We start from the raw sequence: 18,765 nt of genomic DNA on the forward strand, positions 1-18,765 counted from the left end.
TCGCGGATCGCGGATTGATTGCGCGACATGGCGACCCGTCGCTGCGCGCCCGCCAAAACTGCTGCGTCGTCGGCGACACGTGGCGCTGGATCAGCGCATCGTCTCGTGATCACGACCGCTCTTAGAACGATTCAACACTAGAGCGATTCAAGTCCACCTACGGTTCTCTTCATTCAAATCGGCTGCTAGACGCACCAGCTTCGATGCTGTGTCTGACTTGGAAGTGAATCGAAAGTGCGTGCCCCTGTGGATGGCCAGCGCGTTCGCTGTCATCGAAATCGTGCTGGCAAGAGCCGTGCAGGTCTTCTCATCGGCGCAGCCATCGCGAAGCGCGCGCCGCATCGGGCAGCCGCGGAAAAATTCCTCGAATTCCTCGTCGCGCCCGCGGCGCAGCGGATATTTGCCGCCGCCGAGCTCGAATATCCCGTGCTTGGCGCGGCGGAGCGCGCTCCGATCGTGGCCGAGATGGACCCGTTCGATGCCGACGCGCTATCGATCGACGAGATCAGCAGGCACCAGCAGGTTGCAGTCGCGCTCGTCAAGAGAGTCGGATTCGATGACTAGGCTGGGACACAGGATCAAGGCGCTCCTGCTTCAGGTTCATTCCATCGCGGGCCTCGCGCTCGCACTGCTGTTGTCCCTGATCGCGCTGACCGGCGCGATCATGGGCTTCGAGGACGAGATCGTCGATCATCTCAATGCTGGCATCATGCAGGTCGCGCCGCGAACGGCGCCGGCGCTGATGCCGGACGAACTGGTCGCGCGCCTGAAGGCGGTGCCGGATGCTGGCAAGGTTGCCGCCATGACGCTTTCGAGCGACCCGTCTGCGGCCGTGCATGTTCGCTTTGCCCGCGACGAGCAGGGTGGCCAGCCGTCCTCGCTCTATGTCGATCCCTATGACGTCCACGTGCTGGGAACACCGCGCGGCGAGGAATTTTTTACGATGGTGCGTAGGCTGCATCGCTGGCTGCTGATCCCCGGCGATTCCAAGGGGTGGGGGCGCCAGATCACCGGCGTTGCCGCGCTCGGCCTGATCGTGATGCTGATCTCGGGCGTCGTGCTGCGCTGGCCGCGCCGCGCAAGCAGCGTGAAGATATGGCTGAAACCGAACCTCGGGCTCAGCGGTCGCGGCCTGCACCGATCGCTGCATGCCGTCATCGGCACCTGGGTGCTGCCGGTCTATCTGGTGATGACGCTCACCGGGCTCTGGTACTCGTTCGACTGGTACAAGGATGGCGTCGTCTGGCTGCTGTCGCGCCCGCAGGTGGCCGCGGCGAAGATGCAGCCCAAGGCGGCGCGCGGGGCCGGCGGCCGCGAAACGGTTCAGCCGATCGGATTCGATCGCGCGTGGTCAACCTTCCTGCACGAAGAGGGCAGCCATTTCGGTCGAGCCTTGCTGATGCTGCCGGCCGGCCAGAGCACGGTGATACGCGTTCGGTCGTGGCAGAACGGTTCAACGCTCGAAAGCGTGCGCGACGAATTCCGCGTTGACGCCGTCACCGGCGAGGTCGTCTCCGTAGAGCGCTATGCCGACAGGACGCTCGGCGAGAAGGCCATTGCGAGCGTGCTCGATATTCACCGCGGCGCGGTCCTGGGCTGGCCCGGCAAGCTTGCGTTCATGATTGCAGCAGTGCTGATGCCGCTGTTCGCGGTCACCGGCGTGCTGTTGTACCTGTCGCGCCGCAAGCTGCGGCCATCACGCCAGCGCGCAACGCTCAGTGATAATGCTACCGATCGCGCGGGCGAAAGGCAGGTTGCAGCGCTCGGCGATGCCGAGGGCGAGCTCGACGGCATTGAGCTGCGGCAGGTCCGCTAGATCGCTCGCCTGCCGCAGCGATTTGCGCATCCCCAGCCTGGTCGGCAAAGCCGCGTAGCCGAGGCCGGCTCTGACGGCGCCGACCAGCGCCGAGAGGCTGCGCGCTTCGCAAGAGATGGTCCATTCGCGTCCCATCAGGCGCAGGCTACGGAGCGCTTCGACGCGATAGGCGCAGCCGTCCGCAAAATGCCACCAACGGAACAGCATCATTGGATTGGTTTGACGTGGCTCGCCTATCCCCGCGTGACGTTCGAAAGCATCGACGATGCCGGCCACTATTCCATGCTGGAGACCCCGGTGCGGGTCGCCAGCATTATCGAGAAGCAGGTGGCGGCGGCGGGCTGAGGCCGGCATGCGACGCAGTGGCTAGCCAAGGCCGCCGCAATCGTTCAAAAGCCATGGCCTGTCTCTGTCCAGGTTCATGCCATGAAGCTTCCGACCGTTACCCCCGCCGATATCCGCCGCGCGCTGCTGATGCGCGAGGAGATCGCGCTGCTCGATCTCAGGCACGAAGCGGCCTTCGCCACCGGCCATCCTCTGTTCGCGGCCAACATGGCCGTGGACAGGATCGCGATCGAGGCCGAGCTGAGGCTGCCGCGCAAGGACGTGCCGGCCGTGCTCTATGATGATGGCGAGGGACTGGTCGCCACCGGCGCCGAACGCCTTGCCGCGCTCGGCTACGGCAATGTCCGCGTGCTCGATGGCGGGCTGAAAGCCTGGCGCACGGCGGGCTACCAGATATTCGAGGACGTCAATTCCTATTCAAAGGCGTTCGGGGAGATGGTCGAGGAGCGCCGTCACACGCCTTCGCTCAGCGCTGACGAGGTCGCCAAGCTGATCGCGGACAAGGCCAACATCGCCATCCTCGACGTCCGCCGCTTTGATGAATATGCCACTATGAACATTCCGGGCTCGGTCAGTGTGCCCGGTGCGGAGCTGGTGCTGCGGGCCGGCCGCGCGGCGCCCGATCCCGACACCACCATCATTGTCAATTGCGCCGGCCGCACCCGCTCGATCATCGGCACCCAGTCGCTGATCAATGCCGGTGTGCCCAACAAGGTGCGGGCGCTGCGCAACGGTACCATCGGCTGGACACTGGCGCGGCATACGCTCGATCACGGTGCCGACCGGCGCGGCGCGCTGGGGCCGTTCGACGGCGGCCCGGCCAACGCCCGCGACGTCGCCTATCGTGCCGGCGTTCGCCACATCGGCGCGAGCGAAATGGCGGCGCTTGTGGTGCGAACCGATCACACGCTCTATCGCTTCGACGTGCGCGATGCAGAGGAATATGCGGCAGGTCATCTTGCGGGCTTCCGTCACTATCCCGGCGGCCAGCTGGTCCAGGAGACCGACATGGCCGCGCCGGTGCGCGGCGCGCGCATTATCCTGACCGACGACAAGGGTGTGCGCGCCGACATGACGGCATCCTGGCTCGCGCAGATGGGCTGGGAGGTCTATGTGGTTGAGGGCGGCTATGATGGTGCGCTTGAGGTTGGCCCGCCGCTTGTGGTGCCGAAGCCCGATCCCGCTCACCGTTACCGCCGTCCCTATGAAGGCACCAACGTCGACGAGCGCGCGATGCAGGCCTATCTGGACTGGGAATACGGCCTCGTCGACCAGCTCCGCCGCGACGGCACGCACGGGTTTTATGTGATTTGAGGACGGCGGCGTTGGTCCACCGGAGTTGTACGGAGCGGTCGGGCGGGGCCTTGCCATGCCGCACGAAGGATGGTCGATTTTAGCCCGAATCGGTTTTGCGTTCTTCCCAGGGATACTGGGTCCCCCAGGATCCCGCCGAGGGCGCGGTTGGTGACGATGATCGCGAGATAGCCGGCCTCCCGTGCCGCCCGCACAGCCTCACCCGCGCCTGGGATCAGCCGGACGTCGTCCGGCCCCAGCACGCCATGGCCGCCCGGCTCCTCGTTCAGCACGCCGTCGCAGTCGAAGAAGATGGCAGGGCGCATGGGGCGACGTCCGCTGATTCAGTCAGCTTTGTTTGCCTCTGCACGTCGTCCTGGACAAGCGAGCGGAGCGAGCGCTGATCCAGGACCCAGTACCACAGGATTGCGCTTGGCGAAGGCTCGCGATTACGAGCTCGCGCCACAACTCTTCCCTGGGGTAACGGGTCCTGGCCTTCGCCAGGACGACATCGAAGGGAGCAGCCAGGCCCTCTCGCGCCGGCGCCATCATATCCCCATATCCAAACCCTATTGTGCTGCGCCTTGTCCGCGGTTTATGAGCTGCGGCAAAGCCGCCATCCATGGAGATTCTATGCCAGCCCCAGGCCAAAGCCCTGAGCGGAGCGCGAAGGCGCTGCTGCTCGAAGGCGTCAATGACAGCGCCGTCGATCTGTTCAAGAGCGCGGGCTTCACCAATGTCGAGCGCCTGACCAAGGCGCTGGATGGCGAGGCGCTGCGGCAGGCGCTCAAGGGCGTGTCGCTGCTCGGCATCCGGTCCCGCACCCAGATCACCGACGACGTGCTGGAAGCCGCCGATGGGCTACTTGCGGTCGGCTGCTTCAGCGTCGGCACCAACCAGGTCGACCTCTTGGCGGCGCGCAAGCGTGGCATTCCCGTGTTCAACGCGCCGTTCTCCAACACCCGCAGCGTCGCCGAGCTCGTGATCGGCGAGATCGTGATGCTGCTGCGGCAGATCTTTCCGCGCTCGGTGTCGGCCCATGACGGCGGCTGGGACAAGTCCGCGACCGGCAGCCGCGAGGTGCGCGGCCGCACGCTGGGCATCATCGGCTATGGCAATATCGGCTCGCAGCTCTCGACGCTGGCCGAAGCCATGGGCATGCGCGTGATCTATTACGATCGCACCGACAAGCTCCGCCACGGCAACACCGAGCCGGTCGAGAAGCTCGAAGAGCTCTTGGCGCAGAGCGACATCGTCAGCCTGCACGTGCCGGAGACGCCGGAGACCGCCGGCATGATCGGCGAGAAGGAACTGCGGGCGATGAAGCCCGGCTCTCTCCTGATCAACAACAGCCGCGGCACCGTCGTCGATCTCGATGCCCTTGCAGGCTGTTTGCGCGATGGGCACATCGCGGGCGCCGCGATCGATGTGTTTCCGGTGGAGCCTTCCTCGAACGCGGATCGCTTCAAGAGCCCGATACAGGGTCTCGGCAACGTCATCCTCACCCCGCATATCGGCGGCTCGACCGAGGAGGCGCAGGAGCGCATCGGCGGCGAGGTGGCGCGCAAGCTGGTCGACTATTTCATCACTGGCTCGACCACGGGCGCGGTGAATTTCCCGGAGGTGCAGTTGCATCTGCGCCCCGCCGGTGCGCGCTTCAGCCATGTCCATCGCAACGTGCCGGGCATGCTGCGGCGATTGAACGAGGTGTTCCTCCAGCGCGACATCAACATTGTCGCGCAATATCTGGAGACCGCCGGCGACCTCGGCTACGTCGTGCTCGACGCCGATCTCGGCGGCCAGGATTCAGCTGCGCTGCTTGCGCAGATCCGTGGCCTCGAAGGCACGGTGGGTGCAAGGCTGGTATTCGAGCACTAGATCTCCCCACGTTCCGGTTGCAATGCATGGCGATGACTCTCTAAACTGCTGCGATCTTCGGCGTGTCACAAATCATGTCGAATTTGAGCTTCAGTTGCGTGGGTGCTGCCATGGAACGGGACGCCGTACTGATCGATCTCGCGCTTCAAGGGGGCGGTTCGCACGGCGCCTTTACCTGGGGTGTGCTCGACCGCCTGCTGGAAGAAAAGTGGCTCACCATCGTCGCGATCTCCGGAACCTCCGCAGGCGCGATGAATGCGGCTGTGCTGGCCGATGGCTGGACGGCTGGCGGAGCCGAAGGCGCTCGTGACGCGCTCGAACAATACTGGCGCCGCGTCTCGAAGGCTGCCGCCTTCAGCCCGCTCCAGCGCTCGCCGCTCGACCGGTTGATGGGCCGCTGGACGCTCGATACGTCGCCCTTCTACATCCTTACCGATCTGATGTCGCGGGTGTTGTCGCCCTACGATCTCAATCCGACCGGTTATAATCCACTCAGCAAGGTGCTGGCCGAGAGCATCGATTTCGAGCGGCTCGCGAGCTCGCCGATAAAATTGTTCATCACCGCGACGCGCGTGCGCACGGGGCGCGGACGGATATTCCGCAACGCCGAGATCACGGCTGACGTGCTGCTGGCGTCGGCCTGCCTGCCGACCATGTTCCGCGCGGTCGAAATCGACGGCGAGCCCTATTGGGATGGCGGCTATGCCGGCAACCCGACCATCACACCGCTGATCCGCGAGAGCGACGCGCACGATACGATCCTGGTGCAGATCAATCCGACTGAAACGCTCGAGGAGCCGCGGACGGCAGCGGAGATCCTCAACCGGCTCAACGAGATCTCCTTCAACTCGCCGCTGATGAAGGAGCTGCGCATGATCGCGCTGCTGCGCCAAGCCGCGGACCCCGGCAGCGGCGAGGGCGCGCGCTGGGCCCAGATGCGGACCCACCGCGTCAAGAGCGACATGCTGGCGAAGTTCGGCGCCTCGTCAAAACTCAACGCGGAATGGGAATTCGTTTCGATGCTGCGCGCCGAAGGGCGTCAGGCGGCTGAGACGTTCCTCGCCGAGCACGGCGCGGATATCGGCCGGCAATCGACCGCCGATCTCGATGTCCTGCTGTCGGAGTGCTGAGGCATGGGTCTTCTCGGCCTCTTCGTCGGGCTCGGCCTGCTGGTGCTGTTTGCGTTTCGCGGCTGGAGCGTGCTTTTGCTCGCGCCGGTCGCCGCGCTCGTGGCCGCGCTGTTCGGCGGTGAACCGCTGCTGGCGAACCTCACCCAGGTGTTCATGGTGAACGCGGCGGGATTTTTGGCGCAGTTCTTCCCGATATTCCTGCTCGGTGCCGTCTTCGGCAAGCTGATGGACGACAGCGGCGCCGTGACGTCGGTTGCCGCCTTCATGGCGAAGTGTCTCGGCGAGCGCCGCGTGATCCTGTCGGTCGTGCTGGCCGGTGCGCTGGTCACCTATGGCGGCGTCAGCCTGTTCGTCGCGTTCTTCGTCATCGCTCCGATGGCCCGCTCGCTGTTTCGCGCGGCTGCGATTCCACGCCGGCTGATTCCGGCTGCGATCGTGCTGGGGACGTCGACCTTCACGATGTCGGCTTTGCCTGGCACGCCGTCGATCCAGAACGCGATCCCGATGCCATTCTTTGGCACGACGCCCTTTGCCGCGCCGGGTCTCGGTATCATCGCCTCCCTGATCATGCTCGGTACGGGGTTGTGGTGGCTGCGTCGCGCCGAAGCCGCGGCGCGCCGCGCCGGCGAGGGTTATGGCGAGGACGTCGAGGAGGCGACCGAACGCGCCGCCGCCGATGAGCTCGTGCGCGAGCGCGCGACGACGGCACGGGAGTTCGATCCGGCGGAAATGCAGCATGGCCATCGCAGTGACCAGCCGTCGCCGGTGCTGAACGCTGTCCTGCCGCTGATCGTGGTCGTGGCGGTCAACCTCGTGATGTCGCTCGTGGTGCTGCCGAGGCTCGATGTCAGCTATCTCGCCGAGCAGCGCTTCGGGGAGACGTCGCTCGCGGCCGTCGCGGGCGTCTGGTCGGTCGCAGTTGCCTTGACCGCGGCGATCGTCACGGCGATTGCGCTGAACTGGGCCCGCCTGCCGGCGTTGCGGCAGACCATGGACGCCGGTGCCAATGCGTCGGTGCTGCCAGCGTTCAGCGTCGCCAGCCTCGTCGGATTCGGTGCGGTCGTCGCATCGCTGCCGGCCTTTGCACTCGTGCGCGAATGGGTGCTCGCGATCGAAGGGGGCCCGTTGGTCTCTCTTGCGGTCGCGACCAACATCCTGGCGGCGCTGACTGGCTCGGCCTCCGGCGGCCTGACCATCGCGCTCGACGCGCTCGGCCAGACCTATGTGGAGCTTGCCGCGCGCACCGGCATCGACCTCGCGCTGATGCACCGCGTGGCGGTGATCGGCTCGGGGACGCTGGACATCCTGCCCCACAATGGCGCGGTGGTCAGTCTGCTCGCGATCTGCGGCCTGACCCATCGCGACAGCTATCTTGACATCGTGATGGTCGGCATCGTGACGTCGCTCGTGGCGCTGGTGGTCGTGATCGCCCTGGGCAGCGCGCTGGGATCGTTCTGAACGGAATGACGGTGTGAGCGATTGACGGCAGGGCGAAGGTTGCATTGAATGCGGCCAACCGTCGAACGCAACAAAATCGAGAAAGCCGGGTGGAAACGATGACGAAGAGAGCGAAGCTTTGTGCGTTGCTTGTGAGCTCGGTGGCGGCGCTCGCCGCAAGTGCCGCGTCGGCGGCTACGCTGGCGGAGGATGCCGACGCGGTCTGCAAGAGCCTCGTCAGTGGTGCGGATGTGATCAAGATCGATTCCGCGACATTGCAGGCGCCGTCCACGCTCACTGTTGCCGAACGCGGACCGACGCCCTCGGGGCGTGTCACGCCGGCCAATCCCGGTTTCTGCAAGGTGCTCGGCCATATCGATCCTGCCGATCCCAAGGCGCCGCCGATCAAATTCCAGGTCAATCTTCCTGTCGAGTGGAATGGGCGCTCGGTGCAATATGGCGGCGGCGGCTTTAATGGCGTGTTGATCACCGGCCTCGCGCTGCCGCCGGCCTATCCCTTCGACAAGCCGTCGCCGCTGGCGCGCGGTTTCGTCACCTACGGTACCGATTCCGGCCACGAATCGAAGCCGGGCGAGCCGCCGCAGCTATTCGCGCTCAACGACGAAGCGTTCGAGAACTTTGCCCATCGTGCCTACAAGAAGGTGCGCGACACCGCCGTGACGCTGATGGAGCGCGCCTATGGCAAGAAGCCAGAGAAGATGTACTTCATGGGCTCGTCCGAAGGCGGCCGCGAAGGCCTGACCATGGCGCAGCGCTATCCCGATGATTTCGACGGCATCCTTGCGCGTGTGCCCGTCATCAACTGGGTCGGCCTCCAGCATGCCGGCACCCGCTCGGGCCTTGCCACCATGGGCGACGGTTGGATCAATCCCACTCAGGTGAAGCTCGTCGGCGACGCCGTGCGGGCCGCTTGCGACAAGGCCGACGGCTCGGACGACGCGCTGGTACAGGATCCCGTCGCCTGCAAGGCTGCGTTCAAGGTGGAGACGCTGCGCTGTGCAGCCGGTCAAAGCGGTGATCAGTGTCTTAACGAAGCGCAGATCAAGGCGGTCGACACGCTGCATGCGACCTACAAATTCCCGTTCCCGCTCGCCAATGGTCTCGACGATTATCCGGGCTGGGGCGTGTCGGGTGAGGACACCCCCGCGATCGGGCCGACCGGCGGCTGGATGGCGTGGTGGCTCGGCACCGCGCCGCCGGCGCAGCCGCCCGCGCCCAATAACGGCATCGCCTGGATCTACGGCGCCGGTGGCATTCAATACGTATTCGCGCGCGATCCCAAGCTCGACGTCACCACCTACAAGGTGGAGGAGCACAAGGCGCGGCTGCTCGAAGTCTCGGGCCTGATGGATTCGACCGATCCCGATCTCAGCCGCTTCCGCGCCCGTGGCGGCCGGCTGATCATGCTCGAGCACATGGCCGACTACGCGCAGAGCCCCTATGCTGGCATCCGCTATTTCGAGAGCGTCGAGCGCAAGCTCGGCAAGACGGAGACGGGTGAATTCGCGCGGCTCTACACCGCACCCGGCGTCGATCATGTCGGCTCCGGCGCACCCGCCAATGTCGACATGCTGAGCGCGCTGGTCGATTGGGTCGAGAACGGCAAGGCGCCCGGCGACCTGGAGGTCACCGAGCAGAAGGTCGAGGCGCCTTCGTTTGCGGTCACGCGCGCAATGCCGCTGTGCCGCTGGCCGAGCTGGCCGCATTACAAGGCGGGTCCGGTGGCCGAGGCGTCGAGTTTTACCTGCGCGCCGTAACGAGCCTCTGGGGCTTTCACGTCGCCCCGCTTGCGGCAGTGTCTCCACAACGTCATGGCCGGGCTTGTCCCGGCCATCCACGCCTTGCCACAGTGCACAAAGAACGTGAATGCCTGGGACAAGCCCAGGCTTGACGGCATCTTGTTAGTGCGCCGGGCCGCCCGCCGCCTTCACCCGCCGCGTCAGCAGCACTGCGATCGCGGCGAGCACCAGCACCACGCCAATCACGGCAAACGTGTCGGAATAGCCCATCACCAGAGCCTGGCGCTTGACCGTTTTGCCGAGCGCGATGATCGCCTGCTCGCGCGCCGCGTTGGGGTCGGGCACGCCGTGGGCCATGAAGTAATCCGTCATCTGCGCGATGCGGGTGCGGACTTCTTCGCGGCCGAGCGTGACCGACTGGCCGATGATATTGGAGTGAAACTGCTCGCGCTTGGTGATGATGGTCGCGAGCGTTGCCGTGCCGATCGCGCCGCCGAGGTTGCGGAACATGTTGCTGATGCCGGAGGCCGCGGCGGCATCCTGCGGCGCGATGCCGCCCGTGAGCACTGAAGTGAGCGGCGTGAGCACCATGGCCTGGCCGACCGCACGCACGATGTTCGGGATCCAGAGCTGGTCGCCGGCATAGTCCGGCGACATCGCCGTGTTCATGAAGCAGCTATAGGCGAAGATCAAAAGCCCGGTGATCGCGATGTAGCGCGTGTCGAAGCGCCGCATCAGTTTCGGGATCAGCGGGATCAGCACGAGCTGGGGCAGGCCGGTCCAGGCCAGCACATTGCCGATCTGCTCGGCATTGTAGCCTTGCGCCTGGCCGAGATAGGCGGGCAGCATGTAGACCGAACCGAACAGCGCGAAGCCGACCATGGTCATCGCGATGGTCCCGAAGCCGAAATTGCGTTGTGTCAGCAGGCGCAGCCGGATCAGCGGCTTCTCGATCGTCAGCTCGATCGTGACGAACAGCGTGAGGCTGACAACAGCGATCACCGCCAGCTTGATGATGAAGGGCGAGGAGAACCAGTCGTCCTTGTTGCCTTCCTCGAGCACGGCTTGCAGCGCCGACAACCCGATCGCCATGGTGAAGATGCCGGCCCAGTCGCCTTCCTTCAGAAGGCTGAGCTGCATCTTCTGCTTCTCCAGCGTCAGATAGAGCGCGGTCACCATCACCGCGGTCGGGACCACGTTGACGAAGAAGATGGTGCGCCAGCCGTAGTTCTCCGTGAAATAGCCACCGATGGTCGGGCCGATCGCCGGTGCGAAGGTGACGGACAGCGCGAAGATCGCAAGACCCACCGGCTGCTGCGGCTTCGGCAGCTTGGTCAAGACCAGCGTGAACGCCATCGGGATCAGCACGCCGCCGGCAAAGCCTTGCAAGCCGCGCATCGCGATCATCGACGGCAGGTCATGTGTGAAGGCGCAGGCGACCGAGAAGGCCGCGAACAGCACCGCGCTCGTCAGCATGTAACGGCGGAACGAGAACACGCGGCTGAGATAATCAGTCAGCGGGATCACGATGATCTCGCCGATCAGATACGACGTCGAGATCCAGGAGCCGTTGTCGGCGCCGGTGCCGATGCCGCCCTCGATGTTGAGCAGCGAGGCATTGGTGATCTGGATGTTCAGGATCGCCATGAACGAGCCGATCATGGCGGCGAGCACGGCGATCCAGGTCGCTACACTCGCGCGGTTGGGATCGGCGACGGTGCGATCAGACGTCGCGGCCGGTATTGCGGGCGTCGAAATTGAGAGGCTGTTTGACATGGCACGACCCTCCGGAAACGAGCTTTGCGTTAGGCGCGGCCGCGGCGTTCGCACTCGGCGCGGTCGAACGTGTTGCGATGGTCGGAATCACGGACATGCCGGGCCGCAGCGCAATTGCCGGTCCATGCTCGGCATCGAGCGCGATCTTGACGGGGATACGCTGCACCACCTTGGTGAAGTTGCCGGTGGCATTGTCGGGTGGCAGAAGCGCGAACTCCTGGCCGCTGGCCGGTGCGATGGAATCGACGTGGCCGTGCACGATTTGGCCCGGGAACATGTCGATTTCGATCTCGACGGCTTGGCCGGATTTTACGTGGGTGAGCTGCGTCTCCTTGAAATTGGCGACGACATAGGCGCCCTCGGCCGGCACGATCGACATCAACTGCGTGCCCGCCTGCACGAACTGGCCGACGCGCAAGGAGCGGTTGCCGACCCCCCCGTCGATCGGCGAGACCACGCTGGTGTATCCGAGGTTCAGTTCGGCCTGGTGCTGGACGGCTTCCGCGCGTGCTGCGGCCGCCTTGGCTTGCACGATCTCGGCCTTGAGCAGATCGATCTGTTTCAGGGCGGAAGCGAGATTGGCGGTGTCGCGCTCGAGCGTCGCTTGCGCCGATGCAATGCGCGATTGCGCCTGCTGCGCGTTCTGCACACTGCCGGAGCCGCTGGCGGCGAGATCGGTGTAACGCTTGTTGTCCTGTGCAGCGAAGGTGAGGTTGGCCTGGTCGACATCGAGCGTGGCGCGCGCGGCCTTGATCACCGCCTGCTGCACGTCGAGCTGTGCTTCCTTGCTGGAGATGGTGGCGCTGGCGGCCTGAACATCAGCGCGGGCCTGGTCGAGCGCGACCCTGAAGTCGCGATCGTCGATCCGGGCGAGCACTTGGCCGGCCTTCACATGCTCGTTATCGGCGACCAGGACGCGATCGAGGTAGCCGCTGACCTTGGGCGCGATCGTGGTGTTGTCCGCCTTCACATAGGCGTCGTCGGTGGAGACGAGGTATTGGCCGACGGTCCAGTAATCGTAGCCATACCAGCTCGCGCCGGCCAGTACGACAGCAGCCGCACCTGCTAGCAATAGCTTGCGAAGATTGAGCTTTTCCTGCCGAACCGCGGTCGGCGGGACGGGCAGAACGCCCGCGGGGGCGCTGGCGGGAACGGCGGTCTGGGCGGTGGCGGTCGGGGCGGTATGGACGGTCATGGGCCGGCTCCCTATTTAGGAAACTTGATAATTTCCAAAATAGGACTAGCTTTAGGACTGTCAATGGAATGACAGGCATCATTTAAAGACATGGCTCAGGAAAAAACCTCACCGGAATGCCGCCCGCGCGGACGGCCGCCAGTGCGCAGCGATGAGGAGACGAAGAGAATCGTCTTCGAGGCCGCGCGGCACGCTTTTGCCGTCGACGGTTATGCCGCGACCAGCACGGAAGAACTCGCGCGCCGCGCCGGCATCTCCACCAAGACGCTCTATCGGCTGTTTCCGGGCAAGGCCGCGCTGTTCGAGGCGATGTGCGCGGATCGGCTCGAGCGGCTGCTCTCCGACGTCAATCTCCAGGCAAACGACGCAGTCGACATCGAAACGGGCATGGGCGCCGCGCTGCTCGCATGCGCCGATCTCGCGCTCGATCCGGAGGTCGTGGCGTTACAGCGCATGGTGCTGCAGGAATCGGCAGCGTTCCCCGATCTCGCCGCGAACTTCTACAAGAACGGCATTTCCCGCACCGCCATTGCACTCGCCGGCTGGCTGCGCGCCCAGGTGAAGAAGAAGCTCATCACGATCGACGACGTCGATGAGGCCGCCGGCATGTTGATTGGCATGGTCGCATCGGCCCCGCAGCGCGCGGCGATCTATGGCGGCAAGCCGCTGCCGACGTGCAAGGACATCGAGCGGCGTGCGCGCACGTGCGCAGCCATCTTCCTCGACGGCTGCCGCCCGCGAGCGCCCTAGCGGCCGCCCTTTGACAATCCTCTCCGCCTCAACTATATATTTCGCATGCGAAATAATGAGGCCGCGGCCAAACACCATCGGCTGATCTACCTGTTGAGCGTCGCGCAGCGGCGGTTGCGGCGCTGGATGGCGGCGCAGCCCGAGAGCGAGGTGACGCCGGCGCAGGCCGGACTGTTGTTCATCCTCGGCAAGCAGGACGGTGCCCTGATGGGCGAGGCGGGCGCTGCGCTCGATCTTGGTCCGGCCGGCATTTCCGGCCTTGTCGATCGCACCGCGGCGGCCAGACTGGTCGAGCGGCGGGCCGATCGCGAGGACGGGCGCGCCTGGCGGGTCTGGCTGACGCCGAAGGGGCGGGGCGCGCTGGCGCAGGCGAAAGCGTCGGCTGGCGAGATCAACGCTGTGCTGACGGACGGATTTACCAGCGCGGAGATCGACATCGTCGCGCGCTGGCTGATGAGCATTCAGGACAAGTTTCCAAGAGACTCCACAAGAGACCCCACAAGAGATCCAGAGGAATAAGAGGAGCGACCAATGACCGAGCATGTCCGGATCGAGAACAACAGCGGAATTCTCATCCTCACACTGGCGCGCCCAGACAAGAAGAACGCGCTGACGGATGCGATGTACGGCAAGCTCGCCGACGCCATCGAATCCGCCGAGCGCGATCCGTCGGCTCGCGTCATCCTGATCCGCGGCGAGGGCGACATGTTCACCGCCGGCAACGACGTCGGCGAGTTCGCGGCCGTCGCGTCGGGCAAGTCGGAAGGCAGCCGCAACGTCGTCCGCTTCATCCAGTCGCTGGCGCGCTGCACGCGACCGTTGGTCGCGGCCGTGCAGGGCCGCGCCGTCGGCGTCGGTACCACGATGCTCTTGCATTGCGACCTCGTCGTGCTCGCCGACAACGCGCAATTGTCGACACCCTTCGTCAGTCTCGCGTTGGTGCCCGAAGCTGCTTCGAGCCTGCTGATGCCGGCGCGCATCGGCTATGCCCGCGCGTATGAGATGTTCGCGCTCGGTGAGACGGTGCCGGCCAAGGCCGCGCTGGAATGGGGGCTGGCCAACAGGGTCGTGCCGCTCGACAAGCTCGACGCCGAGGCGCTCGCACTCGCGCGGCGGCTCGCCCGCCAGCCAGCCGGCGCGCTCACCGCGACCAAGCGGCTGATGCGCAATGGCGAAGCTCTGGTCACGCAGATGCAGGCGGAAGGCGAGCAGTTCGCGCAGCGCCTGCGCACCGCGGAAGCGCGCGAAGCGTTCACCGCGTTTGCCGAGCGCCGCCCGCCGGATTTCACGAAAGTTTCGTGACGATCGCGGCCCGCCCAAAGGTTCGGCAAATCGGGAACTCTCGCCAATTCGATTAAAACCTTAACGAAACATTGGCATGTCGCTGAGCAAGGTGGCCACTCTTGAAGTGTAAACCTTGTGACTCATGGCAATGTTTAAGAAATCGGTAAGTTCGCTTCTCCTGGTGTTGATGGCCTTGCTGGCGGCTGGTGCGCTGGCCAGCACGGCCATCCAGATGGTCGGGGCCTTCGGTCGCTATACTGACAGTATCGAGACGGCGCGGCTTGCCGCAGCCGACAAGGCGATCTTCCACGGCGTGCTGTCCCTGCGCAACAATCGCGGCGACGCCCAAAGCGCGCTGCTCGGCGACGACGACCCGCGGGCAAAGCTCGAAGCGGCGGAGAAGGCTGAGCAGGCCGCCTATGAAGGCATCGGCGCCGCGATCGTCGGCGTCGACTTTGCCCGACGCGACGAACTTGCGAGCACGCTGAAGCAGCGCTGGAGCGAGGCCGCGCCGCAGTTCCAGCAGTTCTACGACGAGGCCAGGCATCCGCGCGCCGAGCGCAAGATGGAACGTACCGCCTCGTGGTACGACGCCGTCACCAAGGCGATCGACACGGCGAACCTCGCTTCGACCGCGGTGTCGAACCGCGCATGGATGAACGATCCCTTCATCGCACGCATGATCCAGGTCCGTCGCCTCGCCTGGCAGGTCCGCGACCGCTATGGCAGCCAGTGCTCGACGCTGCGTCCAAACATCAATGCGAGCAAGCCGCTCGACGAGACCCAGAAGCAGACGTTAGGCGGCTGGAACGGCGGGATCGCCGCTGGCTGGTCCGGCATGGACGAACTGCTGGCTGCGCCCGATGTGACCGGGGAAATGGTCACTGCCGCGAAGGAAGCGCGCGCCAAGACCGAAGGCGTTCTCAAGCAGATCGGCGAAATCACCAAGAATCTCGACGGCAGCGGCAAGCCCGCGATGCCCGCCTCGGAATGGAACACGCTGTGCCAGTCGCCGTTCCCCTTCATCGTCGCGGTTGCGACCAAGGCGCTGGACCAGTCGATCGCGCGTGCCGAGACCATTCAGGCCAAGGCCCTCACTAATCTCGTCGTGCAATCGCTCGCATTCCTGATCGCGCTCGCCGTGACGCTGGCCGGCGTGTACGTGGTGCGCAATCGCCTGATGCGCCCGGTGCGCGCTATCCTCGACGCCATCGCGCGGATCGGCGCCCGCGACTATGCGACGCACGTCCCGCAATCGAGATATCCCGACGAGTTCGGCACCATGGCCGCCGCGCTCGAAAGCCTGCGCGAGAGTGCCGCGACCGCTGAGCGGTTGGGCCAGGAGCGCGAATCGCAGCAGGCGCTCCAGCTTGCCCGGTCCGGCAGCGTAGATGACGCGTGCCGCAGTTTCGACGACACCGTGCAGGCGGTCATCCATAGCGTTGCCGCGTCGGCCAAGGAGCTCGATGCAACCGCGACCGACGTGCGCTCGCTTGTGGCGGAATCGAGCAGCCAGACCACGGCGGTCTCCAACGCGGCCGAGCAGGCCACCAACAATCTCGAAACCATCGCGGCCGCGACCGAAGAACTCTCGGCGTCGGTCGGCGAAATCTCCGCACAGGTGCAGTCCAGCGCGCGCGAGGCTCGCGAAGCTGTTTCGCAGGCCACGCAGACCAACGCCACGGTCGAGATCCTCGACCAGACCGCGAGCCGCATTGGCGAGGTCGTGAAGATGATCAACGCCATCGCAGGCCAGACCAACCTGCTGGCTTTGAACGCGACCATCGAAGCGGCGCGTGCGGGTGAAGCGGGCCGCGGCTTCGCGGTGGTTGCCGGTGAGGTCAAGAGCCTCGCGGCGCAAACCGCAACCGCGACGGAAGAAATCTCGCGCCAGGTCGCGGAGATCCAGGGTGCGACGGGCCAGGCGGTCGCCGCCATCCGCTCCATCGGCGGCTCGATCAGCGGCATCGACGAGAAGATGACGGCGATTGCGGCCGCCGTCGAGCAGCAGCGCGCGGCTACCACGGAGATTTCGCGCAACTTCCAGCAGGCAGCCCAAGGCACGCGCGAGGTCACCGACACCATCGGCAGCGTCGCCAAGCTCAACCAGGAGACCGGCAACGCCGGCTACGTCCTGTCCCAGTCCGTGAAGAAGATGTCGGCCGATGCCGATCGTCTTCGCGTCGCGGTCGAAGGCTTCCTCGGCGCGGTGAAGACCGCGTAGCTTCGATAGCCTCCATCCCGACGTCGCGCGATCGGCATTGCCGCCGGTCCGCGCGGCGGCTACATCTATGACGCTGTGCTACGCGCCGTAGTCATAAGAGTAGATCAGGGATGGAGAGTCCGATGCCGGTTACGCCTCACAACAAGGCCCAGCGCCCCTATCGCGGCGTATTCCCGGTCGCGCCCACCATCTTCGACGAGCGCGGCGAGCTCGATCTCGACGGACAGCGTCGCTGCATCGATTTCATGATCGACGCCGGCTCGCACGGCCTCTGCATCCTCGCCAACTTCTCCGAACAGTTCGTGCTGACAGATGCCGAGCGCGAGACCGTGATGCATGCGGTGCTGGAGCACGTCGCGGGCCGCGTGCCCGTCATCGTTACCACCACCCATTTCAGCTCGGCCGCGTGCGCGGCGCGCAGCCAGCAGGCCGAGGCGGCGGGCGCCGCCATGGTGATGGTCATGCCGCCCTATCATGGCGCGACCTTCCGGGTGCCGGAGAAGGGCGTTGTCGAATTCTTCAAGGTGCTCTCGGGCGCGATCAACATCCCGATTATGATCCAGGATGCGCCGGTCGCGGGCACGCCGTTGTCGGTCGATCTGTTGGCGCGGCTTGCGCGCGAATTCTCCAACATCCGCTATTTCAAGATCGAGGTAGCAGGCGCTGCTTCAAAACTCAGGAGCTTGATCGAGGCCGGCGGCAAGGACATCGAGGGACCGTGGGATGGTGAGGAAGCGATCACGCTGCTGGCGGATCTCGATGCCGGCGCCACCGGCGCGATGACCGGCGGCGGCTATCCCGACGGCATTCGCCAGATCATCGATCCCTATTTCGCAGGCAAGCGCGGGGAGGCGAAGGCCGCCTACGAGCGCTGGCTGCCGCTGATCAATTACGAGAACCGCCAATGCGGCCTGATCGCCTGCAAGGTCATGATGCAGGCCGGCGGTGTGATCAAGTCGGATGCGGTGCGGCACCCGTTGCAGCCGCTGCACCCGGCCACGCGGGCGGGGCTATTGGAGCTGGCCAAGGAGCGCGATGCGCTGGCGTTGCGGTGGGGGAAATAGGTCTCTCCCCCGTCATTGCGAGGAGCCCTTGCGACGAAGCAATCCAGGCTGCTTCCGCGGAGGCAGCCTGGATTGCTTCGCTTCGCTCGCAATGACGGAGTTTGTTGAGGCTTACCTCGCCAACGCCCACTCGCCCACGATGCGGAATCTTGCCTTCGCATCATCCTGCTTGAACAGCGCGATGCGGTCGATCGCGAGCGTATCGAGCTTCAACGCAGCAAACCGCGCCCGCAGCATCTCCAGAATCGGCCCGCGCCGTTCCGCGTCCAGCCGGCCCGTCAGTGTCATGTGGAAGCGGAATTCCTCCATCACGTACGGATATCCCCAGCGATCGAGATAGTCGTGCTGCCGCTCGCTGAGTTTCTCGGGCTTTCGACGCGCGCGGTCTTCCGCCGTCAGGATCGGACGGAACGAATCGAAATCACGGACGCAATCAGCGGCGAGTTGCTGCAGTTCGCCGACCGGCTCGGCCGGAATGACGGCGATGAAGCCGCTGATGGAATCGACTACCGGGCGGATCAGCGGAATTGCCCGCGCCTTGCCGGCGAATGTCGCGCAGGCCGCCATAAGCTCGGCTTCGGTCTTGCCGGGCGCCAAGGCCATCGGCGCCTTGAGCGTGGCGTGATAGCCGTATTTGCGGGGATCGGCGCTGACGTCGCGCCAGTCCGGCGCCGTGCGCAGCGCCTCGTCCGGGAACGGCAGCTCGAGGCCGGTGTGGGCGTCGTAGCCGAGAAATTCGGCGCCGAAGTGCGATAGTGCACTGTCGGCGGCGGCGGCGAAATAGATCGCGTAGCGGGGAAAACCTGTCATTGC

At 65.3% G+C, this 18,765-nt stretch carries 16 protein-coding genes and 1 pseudogene; 12 read left to right on the forward strand and 5 right to left on the reverse strand.

Going from position 1 to position 18,765, the window contains the following annotated elements; all coding sequences use genetic code 11:
- Positions 1 to 234 precede the first annotated feature (234 nt).
- Together ACPPVR_RS05350 and ACPPVR_RS05355 are read left to right on the forward strand one after the other, a co-directional pair.
- A complete protein-coding gene (locus ACPPVR_RS05350; RefSeq protein WP_426613215.1) occupies positions 235 to 564 on the forward strand; it encodes a substrate-binding domain-containing protein in 330 nt (109 codons plus the stop codon).
- Entirely contained in the window at positions 557 to 1,816 is a 1,260-nt protein-coding gene (locus tag ACPPVR_RS05355) for a PepSY-associated TM helix domain-containing protein (protein WP_426613216.1), read from the forward strand. Before ACPPVR_RS05350 ends, ACPPVR_RS05355 begins: the two co-directional genes overlap by 8 nt.
- On the opposite strand, the gene ACPPVR_RS05360 is transcribed toward ACPPVR_RS05355, so the two are convergent.
- Positions 1,697 to 2,026: a LysR substrate-binding domain-containing protein gene (locus tag ACPPVR_RS05360; RefSeq protein ID WP_426616033.1), complete on the reverse strand. Its 330-nt coding sequence runs from the start codon at positions 2,024 to 2,026 to the stop codon at positions 1,697 to 1,699. The two genes, ACPPVR_RS05355 and ACPPVR_RS05360, sit on opposite strands and share 120 nt — an antisense overlap.
- Positions 2,027 to 2,242: 216 nt before the next feature.
- Between ACPPVR_RS05360 and ACPPVR_RS05365 the strand changes: the two genes are divergently transcribed.
- The gene (locus ACPPVR_RS05365) at positions 2,243 to 3,475 is read left to right on the forward strand and encodes a rhodanese-like domain-containing protein (protein WP_426613217.1); all 1,233 of its coding nucleotides are present in this window, start codon (positions 2,243 to 2,245) and stop codon (positions 3,473 to 3,475) included.
- Between the two features lie 143 nt (positions 3,476 to 3,618).
- Here ACPPVR_RS05365 and ACPPVR_RS05370 read toward each other — a convergent pair.
- A pseudogene (locus ACPPVR_RS05370) lies at positions 3,619 to 3,777 on the reverse strand (D,D-heptose 1,7-bisphosphate phosphatase); the annotation flags it as partial.
- 310 nt (positions 3,778 to 4,087) lie between these two features.
- Here ACPPVR_RS05370 and serA point away from each other — a divergent pair.
- From serA to ACPPVR_RS05390, 4 genes are all read left to right on the forward strand, one after another.
- On the forward strand, positions 4,088 to 5,332 hold the full coding sequence (serA, locus tag ACPPVR_RS05375; protein WP_426613218.1) for a phosphoglycerate dehydrogenase: 1,245 nt from the start codon (positions 4,088 to 4,090) through the stop codon (positions 5,330 to 5,332).
- 110 nt (positions 5,333 to 5,442) lie between these two features.
- Complete coding sequence (locus ACPPVR_RS05380; protein ID WP_426613219.1) at positions 5,443 to 6,462, forward strand: patatin-like phospholipase family protein; 1,020 nt, start codon at positions 5,443 to 5,445, stop codon at positions 6,460 to 6,462.
- A 3-nt stretch (positions 6,463 to 6,465) separates the two neighbouring features.
- On the forward strand, positions 6,466 to 7,920 hold the full coding sequence (locus ACPPVR_RS05385; protein WP_426613220.1) for a GntP family permease: 1,455 nt from the start codon (positions 6,466 to 6,468) through the stop codon (positions 7,918 to 7,920).
- Positions 7,921 to 8,018: 98 nt separating this feature from the next.
- Complete coding sequence (locus ACPPVR_RS05390) at positions 8,019 to 9,677, forward strand: tannase/feruloyl esterase family alpha/beta hydrolase (RefSeq protein WP_426613221.1); 1,659 nt, start codon at positions 8,019 to 8,021, stop codon at positions 9,675 to 9,677.
- A gap of 144 nt (positions 9,678 to 9,821) precedes the next feature.
- On the opposite strand, the gene ACPPVR_RS05395 is transcribed toward ACPPVR_RS05390, so the two are convergent.
- Both ACPPVR_RS05395 and ACPPVR_RS05400 read right to left on the reverse strand, forming a co-directional pair.
- Positions 9,822 to 11,435, reverse strand: coding sequence for an MDR family MFS transporter (locus ACPPVR_RS05395; protein WP_426613222.1), 1,614 nt, complete (start codon positions 11,433 to 11,435; stop codon positions 9,822 to 9,824).
- Positions 11,383 to 12,630: an HlyD family secretion protein gene (locus ACPPVR_RS05400; RefSeq protein ID WP_426613223.1), complete on the reverse strand. Its 1,248-nt coding sequence runs from the start codon at positions 12,628 to 12,630 to the stop codon at positions 11,383 to 11,385. Before ACPPVR_RS05400 ends, ACPPVR_RS05395 begins: the two co-directional genes overlap by 53 nt.
- Before the next feature lie 141 nt (positions 12,631 to 12,771).
- On the opposite strand from ACPPVR_RS05400, the gene ACPPVR_RS05405 reads away from it, so the two are divergent.
- The 5 genes from ACPPVR_RS05405 (at position 12,772) to ACPPVR_RS05425 (ending at position 17,952) form a co-directional block, all read left to right on the forward strand.
- A complete protein-coding gene (locus tag ACPPVR_RS05405) occupies positions 12,772 to 13,380 on the forward strand; it encodes a TetR/AcrR family transcriptional regulator (RefSeq protein WP_426613224.1) in 609 nt (202 codons plus the stop codon).
- A gap of 45 nt (positions 13,381 to 13,425) precedes the next feature.
- Positions 13,426 to 13,899, forward strand: coding sequence for a MarR family winged helix-turn-helix transcriptional regulator (locus ACPPVR_RS05410; RefSeq protein WP_426613225.1), 474 nt, complete (start codon positions 13,426 to 13,428; stop codon positions 13,897 to 13,899).
- A gap of 12 nt (positions 13,900 to 13,911) precedes the next feature.
- Positions 13,912 to 14,682: an enoyl-CoA hydratase gene (locus ACPPVR_RS05415; protein ID WP_426613226.1), complete on the forward strand. Its 771-nt coding sequence runs from the start codon at positions 13,912 to 13,914 to the stop codon at positions 14,680 to 14,682.
- 124 nt (positions 14,683 to 14,806) lie between these two features.
- Entirely contained in the window at positions 14,807 to 16,888 is a 2,082-nt protein-coding gene (locus tag ACPPVR_RS05420) for a methyl-accepting chemotaxis protein (protein WP_426613227.1), read from the forward strand.
- A gap of 122 nt (positions 16,889 to 17,010) precedes the next feature.
- Positions 17,011 to 17,952, forward strand: a complete 942-nt coding sequence (locus ACPPVR_RS05425; RefSeq protein WP_426613228.1) for a dihydrodipicolinate synthase family protein — start codon at positions 17,011 to 17,013, stop codon at positions 17,950 to 17,952.
- Between the two features lie 111 nt (positions 17,953 to 18,063).
- Here ACPPVR_RS05425 and ACPPVR_RS05430 read toward each other — a convergent pair whose 3' ends face one another.
- Positions 18,064 to 18,762 carry a DUF1045 domain-containing protein gene (locus ACPPVR_RS05430; protein WP_426613229.1) on the reverse strand — a complete coding sequence of 233 codons (699 nt, stop codon included), beginning with the start codon at positions 18,760 to 18,762 and terminating at the stop codon, positions 18,064 to 18,066.
- Positions 18,763 to 18,765 lie beyond the last annotated feature (3 nt).

Origin of the sequence: Bradyrhizobium sp. McL0616 (assembly GCF_049993385.1) — a bacterium.
Lineage (GTDB): Bacteria > Pseudomonadota > Alphaproteobacteria > Rhizobiales > Xanthobacteraceae > Bradyrhizobium.